Genomic DNA, 23,639 nt, shown 5'->3' on the forward strand with positions numbered 1-23,639 from the left:
GTTTTTATCTTTGCACGTAGTTGAGCGCTTCTATATGATTCGCTCCTTTTTCAAACTCACCAAAACAACGACGTTCTTAAGGAACATTCATGACTTTTAAGCGTTTATCAGCTAATAAATTAGCACTTAGCTTGGCCGTAGCCTCTGCACTTAGCAGCTCTTTCGTTACAGCTAATGCAGCAGAACAAGATACCCAAGCACAAGAGAACATCGAAGTAATCTCAGTAACAGGGACTCGCCGTAGTTTGCGAAGTATTGCACAAAGCTCAGTGCCAGTAGATATTATTACTAGCAGTGACATGGTAAGCACAGGTCAACTTGAAATCAGCCAGGTTCTTGCTAACCAGGTACCCAGCTTTAACTTTCCAAGCGCCACTTTAGGTGATGGAACAGATCACGCAAAACCTGCTGTACTGCGCGGCTTAGCGCCCGATCACACTTTAGTGCTTATAAATGGTAAACGTCGTCACTCTGGTGCGCTTTTAAACTTAGCAGGTGTTGTAGGCAGAGGCTCTACCGCGGTAGATTTAAACATGATCCCTACATCAGCCATTAAGCGCGTAGAAGTACTACGCGATGGTGCCGCAGCGCAATACGGCTCAGATGCCATTGCCGGGGTGATTAATATTGTTTTAAAAGACGCCTCTGAAGGCGGCAGTGTAAGCGTAACCTATGGTGAATACGACACACAAATGGCGGGCGCACCTAACTTAGAAAGCGCCTACGCAGATGCAAACGGCGATCTTGCATTTAACCTAGGTGATGACCGCGAAATTAGCGATGGCGCAACACGCACTATTAGCGCTAACTCTGGATTTGCATTATCAGACAGCGGCTTTGTAAATGTATCGATTGAATACCGCGATAACAGCCCAACACAACGCTCTGGTTTTGATCCGCGTGAGCAATACAGCCGCCTTGACGATGGCAGCCTAGACCCGCGCGAATTTACTATTGACCGTTACAACCATCGTTTTGGTAAAGCAGACCTTGAAGATTATGCTTTATTTTACAATATGGGTTACGAGCTAGATAACAGCCTAAACCTGTATTCATTTGGTAGCTACTCAAAACGAGAAGGTAACTCAGGTGGTTTTTACCGCCGTGCACAAGACAGCCGTAACGTATTAGCACTCTACCCAGATGGTTTTTTACCGCAAATTGAAACCGATGTTGAAGACTACTCATTTGCCCTAGGCCTAGAAGGTGGAACAGGTGACTGGACATGGGATGTAAGTACCAACTATGGCCGCAACGACTTTGCATTTGGTGTTGTGAATAGCTTAAATACGTCTTTAGGTGCTACCAGCCCCACCGAATTTGATAACGGCGCACTAGTTTATGACCAATTTATAGTCAATGGTGATGCAAGCACAACCCTTGATTTAGGGTTACCTGACGACGTATTTTTTACTCTAGGTGCTGAATACCGCCACGAAAGTTATAAAATAGAACAAGGTGAAGAATCCTCTTACATTACTGCACTTGATAGCAATGGCAATCCAATTGCTGCCGGTGGCGCACAAGTACTTTCGGGTTTTGGTCCAGAAAGCGTAACCGATGAAAGCCGCCATAACGTTGCACTATTTGTTGAGTTTGACACCTACCTAACCGACAACTGGAACATGGTTTTAGCTAGCCGCTACGAAGATTACAGCGACTTTGGTAACACCTTTACCTCAAAGCTTGCAACACGTTACAGCGTAAACGAAAACCTATCGCTACGTGGGGCAATTAGCACAGGTTTCCGCGCCCCATCGCTTGCACAAAGCTCGTATCGCCAAATTTCCACCGTACTTGAAAACAACCAAGCGTTTGAAGTAGGCCTATTCCCAACAGATGCACCAGCAGCACAAGCCCTTGGCGCAAAACAGTTAGACGCTGAAGACTCAGTTAATTTAACAGCTGGCTTTGTATACACCCAAGGTAACTTTAGCTTAACGGTTGACGCCTACCGTATTGATATTGATGACCGTATTGTGCTCTCTGAAAACTTAAGCGGTGCCGCAGTACAACAAATTTTAACGGATGCTGGTGAGTTAAATACCGAAAGCGTACGCTACTTTACCAACGCAATCGACTCACGCACGCAAGGCGTAGACATTGTTGCAACTTACCTACTACAGTTAGATAACTTTGGCGACGTGCGATTAAACGCGGCAGCTAACTTTAACGACACCGAAGTGACACACGTTGACGATAATCCTGAACAACTAAACTCTTTAGGTGACGACTACGTTGTATTTGCACGCCGTGAAGTAGGTCGTTTTGAAGAAGGCACACCAGACAACAAACTGAATCTGTCGGCAGTGTGGAACTTTAACGAATGGCAAACAACGTTACGTGCAACACGTTATGGTGAAGTTGCCGATATTTCTACTACCGCCGATCGCGATGAATACCTAGACGCTAAATGGATAACCGATTTAGAAGTTGCGTATCGCCCTAACGATGAGTGGAAATTTGCACTCGGTGCCAACAACTTATTTGACCAATACCCGCAAGCCACGGTCGATAATATTGGTTACTCTACCTTTAGCCAAATATTTCCATACACACCGTATGCACCATACAGTTTAGATGGTCGCTTTTTATACGGTAACATTACCTACAGCTTTTAATTTGTATAATTAAAACTGGCGGTTAAAACGAAAAGGATGCTTTATGCATCCTTTTTATTAATAATTAGTAATTTTAACCACTAATTAGTCTTTTAATTTTCAACAAAAAACTAAATTCATTATAAAACAGACACTTAAATTTAGGCCCCATTTTTGCTCTAGTCTTGTTATATTAAATAATAACATCACACTAAAAGGACTAACCATGAGCTCATCAACTGTATCTACCATTGCTAAACCACTTTCACTAATTAGCGGTATTTTATTATTAAGTGGCTGCGTGTTTCATATTTCACCAAGCGTTGCGTCGGTAAAACAAACACAACAACTAACACTACCTAGCAATAATCTTGAATACCTAGACGTACTAAGCGGCGCAGGTTCACTTAAAATAATGGGCTCATCAACAGCAACCAGTATTAATGTTGACGCCACTATTTACACAGCCGATATTGACGACGAATACGAACTCACACTCGATCAAAGTGGCACTAAAGCAAAGCTTGTTGCCCAAAATACAAGTAATAATGGTATTAGCTTTTACAGCGGCCAATCGCCAAGCATTAATTTAGTGGTCACCGTCCCTAACAATCTTGAGCTAGATATTGATGATGGCTCAGGCGACATAACTATTAACGCCATGAAAAATAATATTGATGTAAAAGATGGCTCTGGCAGCTTATCAATCAATGGCGCTAAAAACCTAAACATAGACGACGGCTCGGGCGATATTTCTCTTCAAAGCATTACTGGCAATCTAGATCTTAACGATGGTTCGGGCAGCATTACTATTAATAACGTTAATGGCAATGCAAATATTGATGATGGCTCAGGCGATATGAATGTAAGCAATGTACGTGGTACATTAACTGTTGAAGACGGGTCGGGAAGCATATCAATACAACATATTAATGGCGCTGTCGACGTTGAAGATAACTCGGGCGACTTAACCATTGAACATGTTGATGCAAGCGTTACCATTGAAGATGGCTCTGGCGATATTCGCGTTAATCATGCTAAAGGGCTAACAATTACAGAAGCAGGCTCTGGCGATGTTAGCATCGATAATATCTCTGGTTCAGTAAAGCTAGACTAATATACTGAGCCCTTAATAAAATGCACTTAACCTTGGCTTAAGTGCATTTTTTTTGAAAGCCATTTTATAGCCCGCTAATAACCAACTAGTTCTGCATAACCTTTACCTTTAAAACCGCCTTGAGTTTTAATTCGCCCCTCCCAGTAGGGAATGCTCAATTGATTTCGTGAATCGGGGTTACGTGCTTCAATTACAATTGGCTCAAACCCTTTAACCTTGAGGTGCCACTTAACTGGGTAGGTTTTACTACTGGGCGTTGTTTGGGCTGTAAGCTCAGATGTTTTTAATACCTGTAAGGTCACGTCGTCATTTGCAATGGCGCGCACAATTCCACTTTGCGTAATGTGCGATGCACAGCAGTAGTCATAACTTTGTTGACCATTACGAATACAAAATGCCATTAAGCCCCCCTGTTTTTTATCATCAGCCTGAATGCTAAACCAGTCCCAACCATTTTGGGTAGGATCGATTAGCGCCGAAGACCACTCTCTGTCTAACCAAGCATCTCCAGTTACTTTAAAAGTTTTACCCGCAAATGTGATGTCGCCTTGGGCTTCTAAAAACGGATAGCTATAATAGTAAGAGGCATGCCCCTGGTGAGTCTTTTGGCTATAACCTTGCTCGCCATGTTTTACAAGTGGGCTATTAGCCAGCACCAGGTTAGCACTGTAATTTTCCTGCTGCGCCTTTAAACTGAGCGGTAAAAATGTTGCATCCTTACTTGCTAACTGCCAATCATCTAGGCGAGCTTCAAATGGCTGCGCTGTTATATTTACTTGTCCCGATCTGCCATATTTTTCGAACGCTTGATGCTGTGAATCGGTTTGTATTGCAAAGTGAGCAAAGTAAAGCTGTCCATTCCACCATGGCGACGCATCAGTTGCCGTGGCTTGCTCATCGACCGAGAGCCTAAATAAAGTCCATTGCACACCAAAGGTATCGCCATTATCTGCTTTTAAATTAGCCGTTACATACCACCATTCAATTCCTTGTTGGTGATGCGCCCCATGATCACGTGGAAAGCTCAGCCCTTGGTTTTTGTTTACAGGTTCACCAAATTGTTGTGCAAACCCGCTATGCATTAGTTTATTTTGATTTACTTGCTCTGCTTCGGGCTGGCACGCGCTTAATGCGCCAATAAAAATAAAGGTAACGGCTACTTTTAGTCTATTCATGTAAGTCCTATAGCTTGGCAACATTATCGGCAACGGCGCTTCGCGTTAATTTTATCAGCGGTAACGCGCTCACAAATAAAGCTAACATAAACATAAGCACCGTAAAGCCACTTAACTGTAGCCAATTAACGGTCATGGCCATGGTCCAACCAAAGGCAATTGGCATGACGTAAGTTAATAGTACCCATCCAAGGCTAAGCCCCAGTGGTATAGCTAATAACAAGGTGGTTAAAATAATAAGTGCAGCTTGCAGTACTTTTGCTCCCAATAATTGCTGTTGGGTGACACCCAGCGTTTGTAATACCGCCATGGGCTGTAATTGCCCGCGCCCTAAAGTTAAAAAGCTTACCCACATGCCAAATAATGCAATCAGCATAATAAATATATTAAGCGCCTGAGTAACATAAAAAGTTTTACCAAATAGCTGTTTTGCAAAGCGTTTAAACTGCTGATTAGCAATGACTTGTTGGCTATCTAATTGGTGCTGTTTTTGAATATATTCGGCTATGGCGTCAACGTCACTATGGGGCTTTAACCAAAGCGATAAACCATACTCGGTGTAATTTAAGCTGCTATTCAATAATGCATTAGTTGTTACAACAACATTTAACCCTTGCTCGCCGTAATCAAAATAGGCAGCGCGTACTTGGCACGTTAGTGTATTAATATGCTGTTTTAGGGTTATTACATCACCTACTTTAAGCGAGTACTGCAGCAAGGCGGGTTCGTTCACTAGGCAACCCACAACCCCATTTTTGTTCTTTTCAAATACTGCAGATGTAGGTGCTTTATTGTTTAACAAAGTAAGGTGTTGGTTGTAGCTGGCCGTTGCACCAAATGCCATAACATCAACAGCTATCGTATTTTTAGGTGCTTTAAGCTCACTTTTAGCTGACCAATATACGCCTACTTTTTCGACCTCTGGGAGTTCACGCAACTTAGCCCCTAACGCTTGAATGTTTTGATCGGGCCTTACGTATAAATCAGCGCTTAGGCGTTTTTCAAGGTGTGTATCTAAGGTGTCGCTAAAACTGCCAACCATAATTTGCATACCTACGGCGGCTCCCATCGCCATTAAAATAGCGAGTACCGAGCTTAGTAATGCAGGTAACTGCACTAGGCTGTCGGCTTTTAACCACTGAAGAATGGGGTTTTGTGTTGGCCATGGCAGTTTAAAAACGGCTTTAACTACCGGTGGTGTAATTACAAAAAAGAGGAGTAGCACACAAACACACAGCAATAAGGCACTTATTTTGGTATTTGCCGTTAACGCTAAGTAGCTGGCTGCAAAAATAGCTAACGCAAACATTAGCCATTTAATACGCGCACAAAAAGTACTTAATCGAGCCGATTGGCTGGCCAAAAACCCCAACAAAACAACAACATTAAGTGAAAAGCCGCTAGCAACCATGCTGCTATCAAGGCTTACTACAAAGCTTCTGTCTAGCTGGTAGAGCCCTCTCAGAGTCGCCGATACATCCATAACTAAGGTGTTTGCCAGTGCCGCGCCTAGTAACGCACCTAATAACGCAGCAAAAAAACTAAGCACCGTTAATTCAATAACCAGCGCTTTAATTAACGCCGACCGTTGACAACCCAGCACCCACATTTGCTGCTGTAAGTGAGCGCGCGCATTGTACGCAAGTTTAATTGCATTAAAACTTAAAAACGCACCCACCACATAACCTAACAAAGCCAGCGCTTGTAAATTAAAGAAAAAAGCCTCAGAGAGCGCATCAAAAGCCTGCTCTTGCGCAGCTTCAAGGCGTGCTTGCTCGCCTAATAATACCTTTAACTGGGCTGCTTGTTTATTATTTAAGCCACTTACTTCAAAGTAACTAATTACCCCATTTGCGCGCAGTAATTTATCAGCAAGGCTAATGTCCACCAGCATGGTCATGCCTAAACCTTGTAATTCGCTTACAGCTAAAGTGCGTGTGACATCACCCATGTTTATATTAATACGGCTGTTTTTTAAATTTAGCCGCTGTATTAATTTAGGATCGATATAAACAGTATTTAGTAACTGTTCAAACCCAGAATAACGCTTGTTGGTTGTTGATGCTGAGCCGCCGGTATTTTCTGTAAGCCACTGCAATAAATTGACGCCCCTAAGCGCGAGCTTTTGCTGCTCATTGGTTTCAATTACGCCCTCTAAAACCGGTTGAACCTGCGTAAAGCCAGCCGCCCTAATACGCGACCACATACTGTTGGGCAACCTGTTTTCACCTAGCACAGGACGTACAAAATGCGTCACTGGGTTTGCAATTAGTGCTGTGGTTTGTTGATAGCGCTTACCGGCCTCTAAATTTAAGCCCTGTATTGCAGTAAGTAGCGCCGCGCCCAAACTAAAGCCAATAAAAAACAGTAATAACAGCCCTACATGGCGGCGATAAAACTGCATATACGTTATTAATATAAGTTTAAGCTCAGCCATTAATTTGGCCATCTTTTAAAAACAATTGCGTAGTAAACTGGTCGGCCAATCGCTGACTATGAGTGACCATAATAAGTATTATTTGCTGCTCTTCGCACAGGCTTTTTAATAGCCTAACTATATCGAGTGAACGAGCGGCATCAAGGTTACCCGTAGGTTCATCAGCCAATAATAACTTAGGCTTATTTAATAGCGCACGGCCTATGCCCACTCGTTGTTGCTCCCCACCAGAGAGTTGCTCAGGCATTGCTGTAAGCTTGCCTTCTAAACCCAGTTTTTTAGCCATCGTATTTACTTCATCGTCGCTAGGCGATAACCCATTAAGCCTTGCTTGAAAGCATATGTTGTCTTTTACATTTAACGGGCTGAGTAATTGGTAATGCTGAAAAATAATACCTATTTTACGCCGATAAAGCGCAAGCTCATTAGCACTCAATTCACTAATTTTTTGCTCATTAACCGTAATAGTTCCAGCATCTGGAGACAGTAAACCGGCTAATAAATTTAATAATGTTGTTTTGCCCGAGCCACTATCACCTAGTAAGGCAATGTGTGCAGCGGGTAAAATAGTTAACGATAAATCATTAATTATTTGTCGTTTCAAGCCACCATCTTGGCGAGTAAAAAATACATTATTTAGCGAAATCATAAAGAAAAGGTTATTCCTGTAATAAAAATATGGCTCGATATATAAACGATACCATAACAGTAATGCGTTCACTTAAGTGGGTTTTCGGTTGATTTTTTACACGCAATAAGCGCGTTTACTTAACTAAACCAGTAACTAAAAACCAAATCACTAAAGAGCGACAAAAAACTTTGTTTTTTTTTGCTTTATTTCTTTTTTAGGTACATATTAATGTTTAATTTTATAAGGATATTAATATGAAACGGATACTTTTAATTATATTACCCACTTTACTCACACTTCTCGGGTGTGGTGGTTCAGGCAGCTCTGAAACTAAGCAAGTCACTCCCCCAGTTAGCACAAATGCACAACCAGTGGCTGTTATTGGCACTGAACAATCAGAATATAAAACCAATACACCCATTACTTTTAGTGCTGCAAATAGTAGCGATCCTGACGGCGATACACTCACATACCAGTGGCAACTCCTTAGCGCAGACGAGCAACAAAACATACCGCTTAATACTAACAACCAACGCACTGTGACGTTTTCGGTAGCACAAGCGCAAAATTACACCTTAAAGCTGATTGTGAACGACGGCAAAATTTCAAGCTCGGTAGTAAGCAAACAAATTACCGTTACCTCAAACGCACAGCTCATTGCAAACGCAGGCAGCACACAAACCGTAAAACAAGGTGATGTAGTTAAATTAACAGCAGCACAAAGCACCGCTACTAATGCGGTAATAAATAGCTACCAATGGCAATTTATCAAAACACCTACATCAAGCGCTGCACAACTTGAAAATAGCACCCGCGTTAACAGCCAATTTGTTGCTGATAAACTAGGCGAATACAGCGTTAAATTAACTATTACTAACTCAATTGGTGATACCGCTAATAGTAACGTACTTATAAAAAGTGAGCAGCTTGCTGTAAATTCTGCGCCAAACGCTGTTATTTCAGTTCAAAACAGTACACTTTCACCCAACCAACTCGTAACATTAAATGGTGAACAAAGTACCGATCCAGATGCAAACGACACGCTAAGTTATCAATGGGCAATAACCTCTAAGCCTGAGAACAGCGACCCAAGCTTATCGAATGCAATTGCCAAAAATGCAGGCTTTGCATCGAATGAATTGGGTGAGTACACAATCTCCCTAAGCGTAACCGATGAAGGTAATCTAAGTGATACCGCGCAAGTAACCTTAAGCGTTACCACCGAAAACAAAGCGCCTATTGCCGTTCTTGCAGAGCAAACTGATATAACCTTAAATACATTAACTACCCTACAATGCCTACAATGTAGCGACCCCGATAGCGACCCTCTAATTTACAACTGGCAACTGCAAGCAAAACCTGAAAGTAGCACTGCGCAATTACAGCAAAGCACATCGGCTACCCCTTCGCTTACTGCTGATGTTGAAGGCGATTACGTTGTTACCCTAGTTGTATCTGACGGTGAACTCAGCTCACCACAAGTAACCTCGGTGCTGCATACAAAGGATAATAAAAAACCAGTTACTCTAGTAAGTTACAAGTCTTCAATTAGTGTTAATGAGCAAGTTACTTTAGATGCCTCAGCCAGTTACGACCCCGAAGGCGCAGTTTTAAGTTACCATTGGGAAATAGTTTCGTCGTCAAATCAAGCTGTATTAAGCAGTACAAGTAGCTCAGCCCCCACGCTTAGCGCGCCAGCAGAAGGGCAAGTTGTTGTTTCACTTAAAACCAATGATGGTGAGCAGTTTTCAGACACACAAACACTCACTATTAATGTTACACAAAACGCCAAGCCCGTTATTATTCATACCGGTGATAAAGCTCGCTACAGCACCGTTGGTAGCACCGTTAACTTTGATGCAAGCCAAAGCTATGATCCAGAGGGCACCGCGCTTAGCTACGAATGGGAGCTCTCTACACCAACAGGTTCATCTGCTAGTTTAAGTAGCACCAACCAAAACATAACCGAATTAACACCCGATCTAACTGGTAACTATATCTTAACTTTCACGGTAACTGATGCTGACAACTACCAAGCCATTACTCAGTTTTCGGTTACAGCTACTAATTCATCGCAAATAACGGGCAACATAAAAGGGCAAATTACCAACGTGCAACGAACCGCAATTAGTAATGCCAAACTCACAATTAACAATGTGCCGTACACCACAAATAGCGCAGGTCAGTTTAACGAAACACTTAACTTAGCTGAAGGTGAAAACATTACTATAACCAGCAACGATCCGCGCCTTGCTAATGCCATCTATAACTCTCCCGCAATTACCCAAAATAACTTTACGATAGACTTAGAACAAAACAGTTTACCCGTATTTCAAAGCGTGGAGGTTACCGTATTTGTATGTCCTGAGTTTACCGGGCCAGATACCATTAACGTAAACTTTAACATGACCGAAACACTGCTAGCCTCTGCACGTTTTGAATATCAATTTAACCAAACTCAGGCACTCGTTTTGCAAAAATCAGGAAGCACCTACCTAGATAGCGAACTGCTTATAGACCTACCAGCAACTGCTAAATTTGAGGTGACGGTAACCGAAAGCAACGTTGAGAACACTTATAATTGGCCTATTACTATTTTTTATTCAGCGTCTGACGATCCAAGATCAGCTATTATAAACATATGTAATATTTAGCCTTGTTGTGTGCGTTTTTAAAACGCACACAACAAATAACAGCATATATCCACATAACTCATTGTATTTTATACGCACCTAAGCCATGCTATTTATCTCAACGTTAATAAGGTAAGCACGTGTTAGAAATAGCTTTAATTTACTTAGCTGCTGCCATTGTTGCAGTTCCCATAGCAAAACGACTTGGACTTGGCTCTGTGCTAGGTTATTTAATTGCAGGCATTTTGATAGGCCCATATGCATTAGGTGTCGTAGGCGACCAAACTGATGTAATGCACTTTGCCGAATTTGGCGTTGTGATGATGTTATTTTTAGTTGGCCTTGAACTGCAACCTTCGCGTTTGTGGACTCTGCGCCACTCAATATTAGGGCTTGGCGGATTACAGGTGGTACTAAGTGCAGCGGCTATTTTTGCCTTTTGTTATTGGTTTTTTGCCATGCATTGGCAAACGGCTTTAGCTATTGGTTTAATGCTCGCGCTGTCTTCAACTGCTATTGTGCTGCAAAGCCTTGAAGAAAAAGGCTGGCTAAAACAAGAAGCTGGGCAAAATGCATTTTCGGTTTTATTATTTCAAGATATTGCGATTATTCCTATTTTAGCGCTACTTCCGCTACTCGCTTTTGCACCACAAGGTAACTCAAAAGACATTAACGACTCCATCATTGCTAGCTGGCCTATTTGGCAGCAAGTAGGGGTTTCTGTTGCTGTTATTGCCGCTATCATTGCTGGCGGTAAATATGTTTCGGCACCATTATTTAGATACATAGCACAAACCCACATGCGTGAAATATTCACTATTTTTGCATTGTTTTTAGTGGTGGCTATTTCGCTGGTGATGCAAAGTATTGGGTTATCGCCCGCACTCGGTACTTTTTTAGCCGGTGTTGTATTGGCCGAAAGTGAATTTAGACACGAGCTAGAAGCCGATATAGAGCCCTTTAAAGGCTTATTACTGGGATTATTTTTTATCACGGTTGGCGCATCAATTAATTTTGAATTGCTATTTAACCAATTCAGTACCGTGATTGCATTAGTGGTGTTATTAATTACCATTAAAGCCTGTATTTTATTTGCCTTGGCAATTGCTTTTAATATTAGCCGTAAACAACAACTTCTATTTACCTTAGCCCTTGCTCAGGGCGGCGAGTTTGCCTTTGTGCTGCTTAGTGTAACAACCACCTTGAGTATTTTAACCCCAGAGCAAACTAATTTAGTTACCCTTGTGGTTGCCGTTTCCATGCTAATAGCACCTTTACTGCTTATGCTGTATGAGCAAATTCAAAAGCGCAACTATAGCACCACGGCACCTGAGTTTGATAAACCAGAACAAATAAGCACAGCCAAACATGTGATCATTGCCGGATACGGTCGTTTTGGACAAATAATGGGGCGTTTATTACATGCACAAGGCTACGAAATTACCGTACTTGATCACAGCCCAAGCCAAATAGAACTGCTGCGCCGCTTTGGTAATACCGTATTTTATGGTGATGCGGCACGCCAAGAACTGCTTGAAGCCGCAGGCGCGCACACAGCACAAATGCTGGTTGTTGCAATTGATAACCCTGATAAAACCATTGAGATAATTAAGCTGGCGCATAAAAACTATCCACAATTAAAAATAGTAGCGCGCGCCATAGATCGCCGCCATGCATATCAATTACTTAATTTAAAAGTAGATGCGTTTAACCGCGAAACCGTCGACTCAGCCATAAACTTAGCCATAGAATCATTGCAATTGCTTGGTAATAGTAAAGAAGATGCTGAGCGTGCTGGTAAGTTATTTAGAGATCACGACCGTGCTGCCGTATTGCAACTAGCCGAACTTTGGGGTGATGATGCCAGTTATGGTGTGGCTGTGCGCCAACGTATGGAAGATTTAAAGCAAGTATTACAACAAGACAAACAAGCACGGCAAAACTTAAATACCTGTGATGCCAAAGACTATGAAAATGGCTTAACCGAAAACACGGTTAAGCCAAAAAACGCTAATGATGATGCCCACCTTGAATAGCCTCGCCTTGCTGGTTATAAAAACCGGTGGCGCCGTGCTCTATAAAACCAAGGTTAATCATTTTAGCTAAAAATGGATCGCTTTCGTTATCGCCAATATCCGCGTAATCGGTGGTTTGAAAGTTATCCCATTTTGCAAACTGAGCCTTAATTGCAGGTGTATCACTGTTTACATCATTTAAGCTAAGCAAAGTTTGAGTATCATCTTTTTTATTGGTCACACTAAAAGTTTTAACTAATTGTGCTTGCGGGAAAAAAGCTAGTTTAAATTGGTTATCGCCCTCATTAAGCACGTAATTTTTTACCTCATTACAACCCTCACCTTGTGAACTGACTAGGGTCATTTTTGCAATTAAATGGTTATCCACCAGCTGACTTTTAGCACTCCAATTTTGCACTCCACGTACCTCCGATGGTTGGTACTCAATACCGCGTTGTTCGGCATTAAAGTAACGAATAGGACGAAGCTGGTTATTACTTAGCTGCTGCCAAAGCTCGGTTAGTGTTTCACTTTGATGCGCCACCTGCTGATTGTTTCGCCAAAGAGTAAGTGACTGGGTGCTGTGCTGCGATTTGTGCTGATTGGTAATTTTATAGTCGGCTTTTAGTTGCGCAGCATCAATGTCGCACTGCTGGGCGAGCGCACTCGTGCTGGCCAGTGCTGAGAATATAAATAATAGCTTTTTCATTGGGGTAATCTCTTAGATAAACATTACTTTATGACTCTAAAATAACGCTTAATAATGGCATTTGTATGACACAAAAAAGCCCGCAACATAATGCGGGCTGTTTGTTTAGCTAGTTGATTTATTGCGCTACTTTTTCATCCGCCGCTTTTACAAAATCTGCTGCAAAGTCCATTACATGGAATAAAAAGCTTTGCTCATTAGTGCCTGTTACTAAATGAGCGCCAGGACCCATTGCGTATACACCTACATCTTCACCCGCGTGGGTTTCTGAACTAAGAGGTACTAATGACTCTTGGTGAAAACCTGGTGTTGTTGTATCAACATTTGTTAAATCAACACGTCCTGTAACAGGTCCAGCTAAGTAAGAGGCGTCAGCATTAGTTTCATTGCCTAAGTCTCTGTAACCTAAACCATTGGTATAACCTACGGTGGTATAAGGCATATCGTCGGCGGCAAGGCTTGGCTCGGTTTGGCCTACACCAACCACTTTACCCAATATTGGGTTACCACGCTTAGGATAACCTGCAATGGTAAACACATGACTATGATCGGCTGTGACCACAATTAATGTTTCTTCTGGGTTAGTACTGTCCATCGCCACTTTAACGGCTTTAGCAAATTCAATAGTATCGTTAAGCGCGTTATATGCATTGCCTGCGTGGTGCGCGTGGTCTATTCGTCCCGCTTCTATCGATAAGAAAAAGCCCTTATCGTTGTTATCAAGCACGTTAATTGCTTTTTCGGTCATTTGCGAAAGCGAAGGCTCGCCCGCTACATCGTTTGCGCGGTCGGCTTCGTATTGCATGTGGGATTCGTTAAATAAGCCAAATACCTTTGTTGCATCGTCGCTAATGGCATCAAAACCAGTTTGATCCATTACATAGTTGCCGTTAGGATAAGTTGTTTGCCATTCGGTAACTAAGTTACGGCCATCTGTACGATCCCCTTCAACCGCGCTCATTGCATCACTTGAATTAGCCGCGGCATCTTTTGGTAAAAAGTGACGACGACCGCCCCCCATTACTACGTCTATGCCATCTACATCAATACCTGCAAAACGTGCTTCTAGGTTGGCTTCAAAGTTAACAAGCTGCGATGCAATGTCTTCACAAGCATCTGAACCTGCTGGCATATCTGAGTTATCTTCCCAGTTACGATCAGCCGATTTAGCATACGTTGCCGCTGGCGTTGCATGGGTAATGCGCGCCGTTGAAATAAGGCCGGTTGCTTTACCTGCAATTTCGGCAAGCTCAAGCGAAGACACCAGTTCGTTACCGGCAACGGTTGAACAGTTGCCGCGCTCAATATCTTCGTCTACACCAATGACGCCTACATCGGTTTTAACACCTGACACCATAGCCGTCATTGTGCCTGCAGAGTCGGGGGTTTGTGCATCTACATTATAAGTTTTAACAAAGCCTGAGTAAGGCATGGTTTCAAAGCTAAGTTGATAATCTTCACCCATGCCGCCCTCAAGCTGGCCAGCTAAAATACGTGCAGCCGTAACGGTAGAAATACCCATGCCGTCGCCTACAAATAAAATCACGTTTTTAGCCTTACCCGACTCAGTAACCACCTCGGTATTAGCTTGCTGCGTTGCTGCTAACTTAGTTTGCGCGTCGCTATACCATGCGTTACCTGTAAGGTTAGCTAATTGATCTGTAGTTAACGACGTTGCCGGCGCATTACACACTAGGTTAGATGAGTTAACTTCGTCGCTATCTAGCTGGCCATTTTCGTTAGTATCTACGCCCACTTGCGTTTCTACACCGCCATTAATACATTGCGCTGAGCCCACAGCTATTGCGTTATCTACTGCGATAATGTTGTTATTACTTTTATCGTCATCACTTGAACAACCCGCTAGCGCGACCATTACTGCTAAAGAAAGTACTGTTAATTTTTTCATATTCGCCGCCATTATTGCTGAGTTAATTCAAGTGCTTGGTTAATTAGATGAAATACAACGTTTTGCTCAATTACACCTTGAGCAAGTTGTGCACCAGGGCCTTTAGCGTGCAATGAAATATCTTCACCAGCATGCGTTTCAGAGCCTAGTGGTACGGTTGTTTCTTGGTGAAAACCAGGGGTTGTTGTATCAACGCCGTTTAGCTCAACACGCCCAGCGACTGGGCCGCTTAAGTACGCTGCATCGGCATCAGTTTCATCACCTAAGTCTCTAAAACCCAGTCCATTTGCATAACCTACCGTGGTGTATGGCATATCGTCGGCGGCAAGGCTTGGCACTGTTTGGCCTACAGCAACTACTTGACCTAAAATTGGGTTACCGCGTTTAGGGTAACCAGCAATAGTAAATACGTGACTGTGATCGGCAGTGACTAAAATAAGGGTTTCTTCTGGGTTGGTATTATCGATTGCCGCTTGCACTGCATTGGCAAATTCAATGGTGTCGTTAAGTGCGTTGTAAGCGTTACCCGCATGATGTGCGTGGTCAATTCGGCCCGACTCAACCGTTAAGAAAAAGCCATTTTCGTTTTTACCCAGTACATCAATCGCTTTAGTCGTCATGTCGGTAAGTGAAGGCTCACCTGCCACGTCATTACTGCGGTCGGCTTCGTATTGCATGTGCGATTCGTTAAATAAACCAAATACTTGGGTTACATCGTCAGCAATAGCATCAAACCCAGCTTGGTCCATAACGTACGTTGCATTTGGATATTGTGTTTGCCACTCAGTTACAAGATTGCGCTCATCAGTACGATCACCTTCAACAGCGCTCACTGCGTCACTTGAATTAGCCGCAGCATCTTTTGGTAAAAAGTGACGACGACCGCCGCCCATTACAAAATCAAGGCCGTCTACATCAATACCTACAAAGCGCGCTTCTAGATTTTTTTCAAAGTTAACTAGCTGTGAGGCAATATCTTCACAGCCTTCTGAGCCCTCGGGCATATCTGAGATATCTTCCCAGTTACGATCTGCCGATTTAGCATACGTTGCCGCTGGCGTTGCATGAGTAATACGTGCGGTAGAAATAACACCTGTTGCTAGGCCTTTAATTTCAGCCAGTTCTGTTGCTGTTAAAAGCTCGTTTCCTGCAACTGTTGAGCACACACCGCGTTCAATGTCTTCGTCTACACCAATCACGCCTACATCAGTTTTAACACCTGAGATCATCGCTGTCATTGTGCCTGCAGAATCGGGAGTTTGTGCATCTACGTTGTAGGTTTTAACTTGTGCAGAATATGGAAATTCTTCAAAACTTAAATAGCCTTCTTCACCTGGGTTGCCTGCTCGTTGGCCTTTTAAAATTCGCGCTGCCGTTAGGGTAGAAATACCCATGCCGTCACCAACAAATAAAATCACGTTTTTTGCTTTTGTAACTTGTGCACTTTGTGCTTGGGTGTTTTTAGTAGCTAACGTAGTTTGTGCATTTGTATACCAGTTATTATTTATTTGGCTTTGTGGTAGTACATTTGCATGGCTAGCAGCGCTTAACATAAATGTTAGCCCAACCGCCGCAGCGACTTTTTTAATTTTCATCCTAATTCCTGTTATGTAGTGGTTATTTTAAAAAGTGTGAACTCAAAAACATCAACCGCTGCACTATAGGAAATAGATGTTACTAATAAAGGTAATTTTAATGACAAGAAGGTGACAGCCAAATTTTATATCAATAAAACCTCTTTTGTATTTCCATCGACTGTTTAACCCTTCTCATAATATATGTAACAGCCCTATAAAAGCACATCACAATATAAATATAATAAAGCCGCTTAGTTTATTGATCTCTTGCTTGAGCATAAGCCTGCTATTGCCTACAATAGCGCATAATTAATTCAACGCAGATCACTATTATGACTGATACAAACAAACCAGAATTACCTAATCAACTGTCTATTAACCCACGTAGCAAATTTTATGTAGAAGAAGTATTTGAACATGAAATCGGTATTACTCTTAACGGTAAAGAGCGTTTTGACGTTGAAGAATACTGCATCAGCGAAGGTTGGATTAAAGTAGCAGCGCCTAAAGCGCTAGACCGTCGCGGTCAGCCATTACTTATGAAAGTAAAAGGCACTGTAGAAGCGTTTTATAAGTAATAGCTTACTTATAAAAAGAACAGCGACACCTCACTGGGTAGTCGCTTTTTTTGTGCCTGTTTAAAGCATGTTGAACTTTTTTCATACTCAACCTGATGAAGTTTCATTATGAATTGTCAAAAAATATGTTTGAATAACCTTAAATATTTAGACGTTTAGAAGTCCATTATGAGCAGGTTAACAATATTAGATGGCGGCATGGGCCGTGAACTTAAACGCATGGGCGCGCCGTTTTCACAGCCACTTTGGAGTGCGCAAGCTCTAATAGAAGCACCACAATGCGTAACTCAAGCACATGAAGCTTTTATAAATGCAGGGGCAGAAATTATTACGGTAAATAGCTATGCGTGTGTCCCCTTTCATTTAGGTGAAGCATTATATCAAGCACAAGGCGCAGCACTTGCACAGCAAGCTGCTGTAATTGCAAAAGAAGCGGCTCAAAACGCTAAACAAAACGTGCTAGTAGCGGGTTCATTGCCACCCGCATTTGGATCGTACCGTGCTGATTTTTTTCAAAGTGATCGCGCATTTACTATTTTAGATACCCTATATAAAGCACAAGATGAATATGTAGATATTTGGATTGGCGAAACTATTTCCAGTATTGAAGAAGCTCATGTAATGGCAAGGGTGCTTAAAAATTCAAACAAACCATGTTATTTCGCATTTACCTTAAGTGATGAAGTAAGCGAACAAGCAACATTACGCTCTGGTGAATTAGTATCCGATGCTACCTTAGCATTGCTCGAACATAATATAGCGGGCATATTCTTCAACTGCTCTATTCCCGAGGTCATTGAACAAGCGCTACGCGACACAAGTACTGTGCTAAAACAGCAGAATAAAAATGTTGATTTAGGGGCCTTTGCGAATGGCTTTACACCAATAGCCAGCGACTATAAAGCCAATGAAGGCTCGCAAGGTTACCGCGATTTATCACCCGCTGAGTATGTAGCGTTTGCCAAGCAATGGCACAACCTTGGCGCAACAATTATTGGTGGCTGCTGTGGTATTGGCCCCGAATTCATTGCAGCATTGGTAAAGTGGAAAAGGGATATTAAAGAGTTTTAATATCCCTTATTTAACTACAAAAATATAGAGAAACCTTAAAAGCTGAAATGATTAATTCCCAATACCTAATCGAGCCCTTGTATTGCTAGGCTACTTGGTCAGATCCACCTGCTGAACACGGACATTTTTCGTCATGCTTTTTAAAACACTGTTGGTAATTAAGCCAATGAGCTAACGCGATAAAAGCAGAGCCAATTAAAGTGAAGGTTTTTTCGGCCACTTCATGGCCTAATAATACTGCAGTTATCAAAAAGACTAGACCAACAACTCCACACGCCATATAACGTATACGTTTGTGCTTTTTACAGCCTAAGCTCAAAGCTAATAAGCTTGTTGGCAGTACGGCAGCAAGAATCCATAAATGAAACTGTTCACCATTTATTTGCAGTACAGCAATGCTTGGCAACAGCGCTAAAATAATCGGTGTTGCAAAACAATGTACCGTGCACATTAACGAAAGCCCAATGGCAAACTTATCTGCTGTCGTTTGAGTCAGCTTCATTATTTATCCTTCTTTTTAATTGTGTTAGCGGTACTTTGCTGACACCCAAAGCAAACACCTGAGATTTCTAGTTGCGAAGTTGTTGGCGCAAACCCTCTTATTTTAAGTTGTTTAAACAAATACTTAGCCGAATTATCAAGGTCTTTCACCTCACTTGCTTTATTACAAGAGCTACAAATTAAAAACATCGATAGTTGATGCTCTCTATCATCATTAACGTGACTGCACGGTATAAACTTATTTTCTAACTTTAATCTATGTACCAGACCTACCGACTCTAAAAAGCCTAATATCCGATAAACGGACATTGCCAAAATCGGTGTATTTATTTGCTTATTATATTGATCTGTTAACTCATAAGCAGACAAAGGTTTATTTGCTTGCAATAGAATTTCAAATACCTGCTGACGTTTTGGCGTTAATTTTTTTTCAGAGGCTTCACATCTTTTTATCGCAAAGCCAACCATCTCTTTAAATTGCTGTTTATTCATATTACCCACACTAACCAAGTGAGCTGGCGTTTTAACTTTGCCATCCTTGTTGCCAATGCCTCCGTTGTGGTTTTATCTAAAAATGTATTAACTAGAGATAAATAAATGTAACAACTAACTTTTGCTTCACAACAAACAACTCACCCACAAACAACACCTAAACAATGACAATAAATATTTAAAGCACTGAATTTATATAGGTTATGTAGCCAAATTGTATGCCCTGAATGATTTTTAGTTAATTAACTATTGATACAATATAACATTTCAAGCACAATTGATACAATATAACATTCGCAAAGGAATTCAAATGACACGAAAATCTCAATTAGCTGTTTTGATAGCTGCTTTATTACCTGCAAGTGTGCTTGCAAATACCATCGAAGGTGTTGTTTTAAACAACCAAGGTAAAGTGGTGACCAACGCAACTGTAGAAGTTGAAGGCTCAGATATAACAGCAGTAACAGATGCAAGCGGTAAGTTCGTAATAACTGATTTAAAAAGTGGTTTAAAAGAACTTCATATTACCGCCCCTGGTTATGCCCACCTGCATCGAGATATCACATTTAGTGATGATAAAAGCCAGTCAATTACCTTTAAGTTAGAACGTTCACCCATTGAAGTAATTGATATTGAAGCGACGCCTATTCACATGTCGGCAATGGAATCCTCGTCTCCCGTTAGCGTGTTATCTGGCGAACAATTAAGACGGCAGCAAGCTGCAACCCTTGGCGATAGCCTTGAAAAACTCCCGGGGGTTAATACTAACTTTCATGCAAAAGTAGCCAGTACACCTATCATTCGTGGCTTAAGCGGGCCGCGTGTTCTAATTACTCAAAACGGCCTTGATGTCAGTGATGTTTCTCGCGTTGGCCCTGATCACTCCGTTGCATCAGAGGCGTCAACTGCAAAACAAATCGAAGTACTACGTGGTCCTGCCACTTTATTTTATGGCAGCGGCGCCATTGGTGGTGTGGTTAATGTAGTTGATAATCGTGTGCCTACCGACAGCACAACTCGCGGCGAATGGAACCTTGAGCACAACTCTGTTGATAACCAAAAAGTAGCCTCGTTTAACGCTACTACAGGAACTGATTCTCTTGCATTTTATGCCGATGCGTTCTGGCGTGAAGCCGATGACTATGAAATACCCGTGGCCGCTGAATTTGCCCATAATGACCATAACCATGAAGAACATAGTGGCGATTACACCGTTGCAAATAGTAATGAAGAGTCTGACGGCTTTACCTTAGGTACTAGCTATCTATTTGACCAAGGTTTTGTAGGTATAGCTGTTGAGCAATTTAATCGTCAATACGGCATTCCAGGCCACACCCATGGTGGCGAAGATGTTAATAGCGCTGAGGAAAGCGTATATGCCGACTTAGAGCAAACTAAAGTGCAATTATTAGGCGAGTATAACCTCGATAATAAATGGCTTAATAAAATAAACCTGCGCGCAGGTTTTACAGATTACGAACATGCTGAAATTGAACATGGCGCAGTGGGTACCACGTTTGAAAATGAAACCAATGAGTTACGCGTAGACTTAATGCATAACCCGTTTGCGCAGTGGAATGGTGGTTTGAGCTTTCATTACAAACACAGTGATGTTGAAGCGCAAGGCTCTGAGGCATTCACACCACCGTCACAAACACAAAGCTTTGCTATAGCACTGATGGAAGAAAGACACTTTGGTGACTTTTTAGTGCAATTAGGTGGCCGAGTTGAACGGGTAACCATCGATGCTGATAACGTGTTACTACCTAACATAGATGCACACGCACACAATGACACCGGTGTTCATGACGATCATGCTCATGAAGAACATGCCGGCAATACTCGCGTATTTGACGTAGAACAAGAATTCACACCAGTTAGTTTATCAACAGGTGTCGTGTGGGATTTTGCACCTAGCTACAACTTAGGCTTGTCGGTATCTCGTTCTGAGCGTGCTCCTTCGGTGTCGGAGCTATTATCATTCGGCCCTCACATTGGAACTGGTACTTATGAAGTAGGCGCACTATTTGATATTCATGAAGACGGCCATTTTGGTTTATCTGAGCAAGCGCTTGACCTAGAAACAGCAAACAATATTGATTTAACGTTTCGTAAAACCCAAGGTGATATCGGTTTCATTCTTAATGCTTTCTACAACCAAGTCGACAATTATTATTACCAAATCGACACAGGCCTATACGCCGAAAGCGGCCACGACCATGGTGATGAGCATAATCATGACCACGGTGACGAGCATGATCACTCATCTGAACTCCCAGTTTATTTATTTAAAACAGATGACGTAATTTTACATGGCTTTGAAGCCCAATTTGCATGGCAGTTAACCGATGAGTTTAAAGTTGATTTATTCTCAGATTACGTTCGTGCAAGCCTTAAAGACGGTGGCGATTTACCACGCACACCACCGCTACGTTTTGGTACTGAGTTTAGCTACCAAACAAATAAGCTGAGTGCGCACCTCCACGTAACTCGCTATCAAGAGCAAGACCGCACAGCACCAGAAGAAACAGCTACAAACGGCTATACCATGCTTGATGCCAGCGTTTCATATGACTTATCAGTGCTAAATCAAGATGTGTCTGTGTATCTACGAGGCACTAACTTAACAGACACAGAAGCGCGCGTGCATAGTTCATTTTTAAAGAGTATAGCGCCACGTCCAGGTCGTAGCTTTGCACTAGGTATTCGCGGTTACTTTTAAGCGCTAAAAAATTATAAATAAAGGAAATTAACATGACTAAACTATTCAAATTAAAATTAATTGCACTGGCAATAAGCAGCACATTAATCACCGCTTGTGGTGATGCAGAAACAAACATTGTCGAAAAAGACCCAATAGAAGTACCTGATGACGGCCACGATCATGGCGATGGTGGCGACCACGGTGATGAATACACTATTGATTCATTAGGTAGGCTTGCGATACTTGCTGGCGATAGCAACGAAGCGAACTTTTTCGACTTAGACGACAATGAGCTTCTTGATACATTCACTCTTACTAATGATTCAAACACGCTATCGTCGTCGCCTGACTTTCGTTATGCCGTGATTGCTAGTCGCGCTCAAGATTACCTCGGCTTTATAGACGGTGGCTTATGGCGTGAAGATCACGGCGCACATCTTCATGATTACGAACAAAGCCCTGAGTTTAGCAGTTATGAGCTAACTAGCGGCAGTCGCCCTACTCACTTGGTAAAGCACGATGGTCAGTTAGCGGTATTTTATGATGGTGATGCAGCATCAGGCACAACTGCGTCTGTTGAAGTATTAACAGATAACGACATAACAAACGCAACAGCGACCTTACCTGGTATTAGTTACGACATTAATATGCATGGTGTAGCAGAGCCTCGTGGAGAGCATTTATTAGCGACCCTTCGCCGCGATGATGCACAGAGTACATCAAACGCTAAAATTTTGCCGGATCAGGTAGGTGTTTATCACTTTCATGATGGCGAATACGAACTTGAACAAACGTTAGAGTTAACATGCCCTGATTTGCACGGCGCAGCACAAAACCATGATTACGTAGCCTTCGGCTGTAGTGACGGTGTGCTATTAGCCCACCAGCATGATGACGAATACCACGCTGAAAAAGTAGCAAATATTGCTGCAGTAGGTGACTTGCGCATTGGTACGATATACGGCCATGAAGACAGTGACAACTTTATTGGTATTGCGTCTGGTCACGGCGGCGGCCCTGCAGTGCTCTTAAGCATTAACCCTGCGGAAGCTGAAATGGAAGAACTAGAATGGCAACTAGCCGATGGCGCAAGCGCTGTTTCTTACTCTTTCTCAGCGAATGGCGAGCACTTTTTAGTTTTAGACAGCCTAGGCTTTTTAAATGTGCTTGAGGCGCATGCGCACGACGATCACATACACTGGGAGCTAGCAGGTCAAGTTGATATTACACAAGAAGATGTAACAACAATGCCTGAAGGCATGAAGTTTAGTATGACAGTAGCGCAAAATGGTCAGTTTGCTTACGTAGCCGACCCAATAGCCCAACACGTTGTGCAAGTACACCTAGAAGACTTAGAAATTGAAGGTGAACTAGAACTTACATTCCCACCAGCCGCGATCACTTGGTTAGGTATTGCACAAGAGGAAGAGCACGACCACGTACATTAATTTTACGCTTTAAAAAGAGTACTCCCTTGAAGGTTGGCATTT

General features: G+C 42.3%; 16 protein-coding genes. 8 read left to right on the plus strand and 8 right to left on the minus strand.

Features of this window, described 5'->3' with window-relative positions:
- Positions 1-89 precede the first annotated feature (89 nt).
- Entirely contained in the window at positions 90-2,621 is a 2,532-nt protein-coding gene (locus tag FLM47_RS15225) for a TonB-dependent siderophore receptor (RefSeq protein WP_178956781.1), read from the plus strand.
- Between the two features lie 205 nt (positions 2,622-2,826).
- Positions 2,827-3,717: a hypothetical protein gene (locus FLM47_RS15230; protein ID WP_178956782.1), complete on the plus strand. Its 891-nt coding sequence runs from the start codon at positions 2,827-2,829 to the stop codon at positions 3,715-3,717.
- A gap of 74 nt (positions 3,718-3,791) precedes the next feature.
- Here FLM47_RS15230 and FLM47_RS15235 read toward each other — a convergent pair whose 3' ends face one another.
- The 3 genes from FLM47_RS15235 to FLM47_RS15245 are packed head-to-tail and all read right to left on the minus strand — an operon-like array spanning position 3,792 to position 7,978.
- Complete coding sequence (locus FLM47_RS15235) at positions 3,792-4,892, minus strand: lipocalin-like domain-containing protein (protein WP_178956783.1); 1,101 nt, start codon at positions 4,890-4,892, stop codon at positions 3,792-3,794.
- Positions 4,893-4,899: 7 nt separating this feature from the next.
- The gene (locus tag FLM47_RS15240; RefSeq protein WP_178956784.1) at positions 4,900-7,329 is read right to left on the minus strand and encodes an FtsX-like permease family protein; all 2,430 of its coding nucleotides are present in this window, start codon (positions 7,327-7,329) and stop codon (positions 4,900-4,902) included.
- Positions 7,322-7,978 carry an ABC transporter ATP-binding protein gene (locus tag FLM47_RS15245; RefSeq protein WP_138608611.1) on the minus strand — a complete coding sequence of 219 codons (657 nt, stop codon included), beginning with the start codon at positions 7,976-7,978 and terminating at the stop codon, positions 7,322-7,324. The genes FLM47_RS15240 and FLM47_RS15245 overlap by 8 nt, the downstream gene beginning before the upstream one ends.
- Before the next feature lie 236 nt (positions 7,979-8,214).
- Here FLM47_RS15245 and FLM47_RS15250 point away from each other — a divergent pair, with 236 nt between their 5' ends.
- Together FLM47_RS15250 and FLM47_RS15255 are read left to right on the plus strand one after the other, a co-directional pair.
- Entirely contained in the window at positions 8,215-10,614 is a 2,400-nt protein-coding gene (locus FLM47_RS15250) for a PKD domain-containing protein (protein WP_178956785.1), read from the plus strand.
- Positions 10,615-10,733: 119 nt separating this feature from the next.
- Entirely contained in the window at positions 10,734-12,629 is a 1,896-nt protein-coding gene (locus FLM47_RS15255; RefSeq protein WP_178956786.1) for a monovalent cation:proton antiporter-2 (CPA2) family protein, read from the plus strand.
- On the opposite strand, the gene FLM47_RS15260 is transcribed toward FLM47_RS15255, so the two are convergent.
- The 3 genes from FLM47_RS15260 to FLM47_RS15270 all read right to left on the minus strand — a co-directional run bounded on the left by FLM47_RS15260 (position 12,604) and on the right by FLM47_RS15270 (position 16,821).
- Positions 12,604-13,317 (minus strand): hypothetical protein, encoded by a 714-nt coding sequence (locus tag FLM47_RS15260; protein ID WP_178956787.1) that lies wholly within the window; start codon positions 13,315-13,317, stop codon positions 12,604-12,606. The two genes, FLM47_RS15255 and FLM47_RS15260, sit on opposite strands and share 26 nt — an antisense overlap.
- Positions 13,318-13,435: 118 nt before the next feature.
- Positions 13,436-15,226 carry an alkaline phosphatase gene (locus tag FLM47_RS15265; protein WP_138608604.1) on the minus strand — a complete coding sequence of 597 codons (1,791 nt, stop codon included), beginning with the start codon at positions 15,224-15,226 and terminating at the stop codon, positions 13,436-13,438.
- Between the two features lie 11 nt (positions 15,227-15,237).
- On the minus strand, positions 15,238-16,821 hold the full coding sequence (locus FLM47_RS15270; RefSeq protein ID WP_138608663.1) for an alkaline phosphatase: 1,584 nt from the start codon (positions 16,819-16,821) through the stop codon (positions 15,238-15,240).
- A 314-nt stretch (positions 16,822-17,135) separates the two neighbouring features.
- Between FLM47_RS15270 and FLM47_RS15275 the strand changes: the two genes are divergently transcribed.
- Both FLM47_RS15275 and FLM47_RS15280 read left to right on the plus strand, forming a co-directional pair.
- Complete coding sequence (locus tag FLM47_RS15275) at positions 17,136-17,381, plus strand: DUF3297 family protein (protein WP_008112798.1); 246 nt, start codon at positions 17,136-17,138, stop codon at positions 17,379-17,381.
- A gap of 168 nt (positions 17,382-17,549) precedes the next feature.
- Positions 17,550-18,452, plus strand: a complete 903-nt coding sequence (locus tag FLM47_RS15280) for a homocysteine S-methyltransferase family protein (RefSeq protein WP_178956788.1) — start codon at positions 17,550-17,552, stop codon at positions 18,450-18,452.
- Positions 18,453-18,537: 85 nt separating this feature from the next.
- On the opposite strand, the gene FLM47_RS15285 is transcribed toward FLM47_RS15280, so the two are convergent.
- Positions 18,538-18,954 carry a MerC domain-containing protein gene (locus tag FLM47_RS15285; protein WP_178956789.1) on the minus strand — a complete coding sequence of 139 codons (417 nt, stop codon included), beginning with the start codon at positions 18,952-18,954 and terminating at the stop codon, positions 18,538-18,540.
- The gene (locus tag FLM47_RS15290; protein WP_178956790.1) at positions 18,954-19,445 is read right to left on the minus strand and encodes a Fur family transcriptional regulator; all 492 of its coding nucleotides are present in this window, start codon (positions 19,443-19,445) and stop codon (positions 18,954-18,956) included. The genes FLM47_RS15285 and FLM47_RS15290 overlap by 1 nt, the downstream gene beginning before the upstream one ends.
- A gap of 310 nt (positions 19,446-19,755) precedes the next feature.
- Between FLM47_RS15290 and FLM47_RS15295 the strand changes: the two genes are divergently transcribed.
- Positions 19,756-22,167: a TonB-dependent receptor gene (locus FLM47_RS15295; protein WP_178956791.1), complete on the plus strand. Its 2,412-nt coding sequence runs from the start codon at positions 19,756-19,758 to the stop codon at positions 22,165-22,167.
- Positions 22,168-22,199: 32 nt separating this feature from the next.
- Positions 22,200-23,597 (plus strand): 5-methyltetrahydrofolate--homocysteine methyltransferase, encoded by a 1,398-nt coding sequence (locus tag FLM47_RS15300; protein WP_178956792.1) that lies wholly within the window; start codon positions 22,200-22,202, stop codon positions 23,595-23,597.
- Positions 23,598-23,639 lie beyond the last annotated feature (42 nt).

This window comes from Pseudoalteromonas sp. Scap06 (assembly GCF_013394165.1).
In the GTDB taxonomy this organism is placed as follows: domain Bacteria; phylum Pseudomonadota; class Gammaproteobacteria; order Enterobacterales; family Alteromonadaceae; genus Pseudoalteromonas.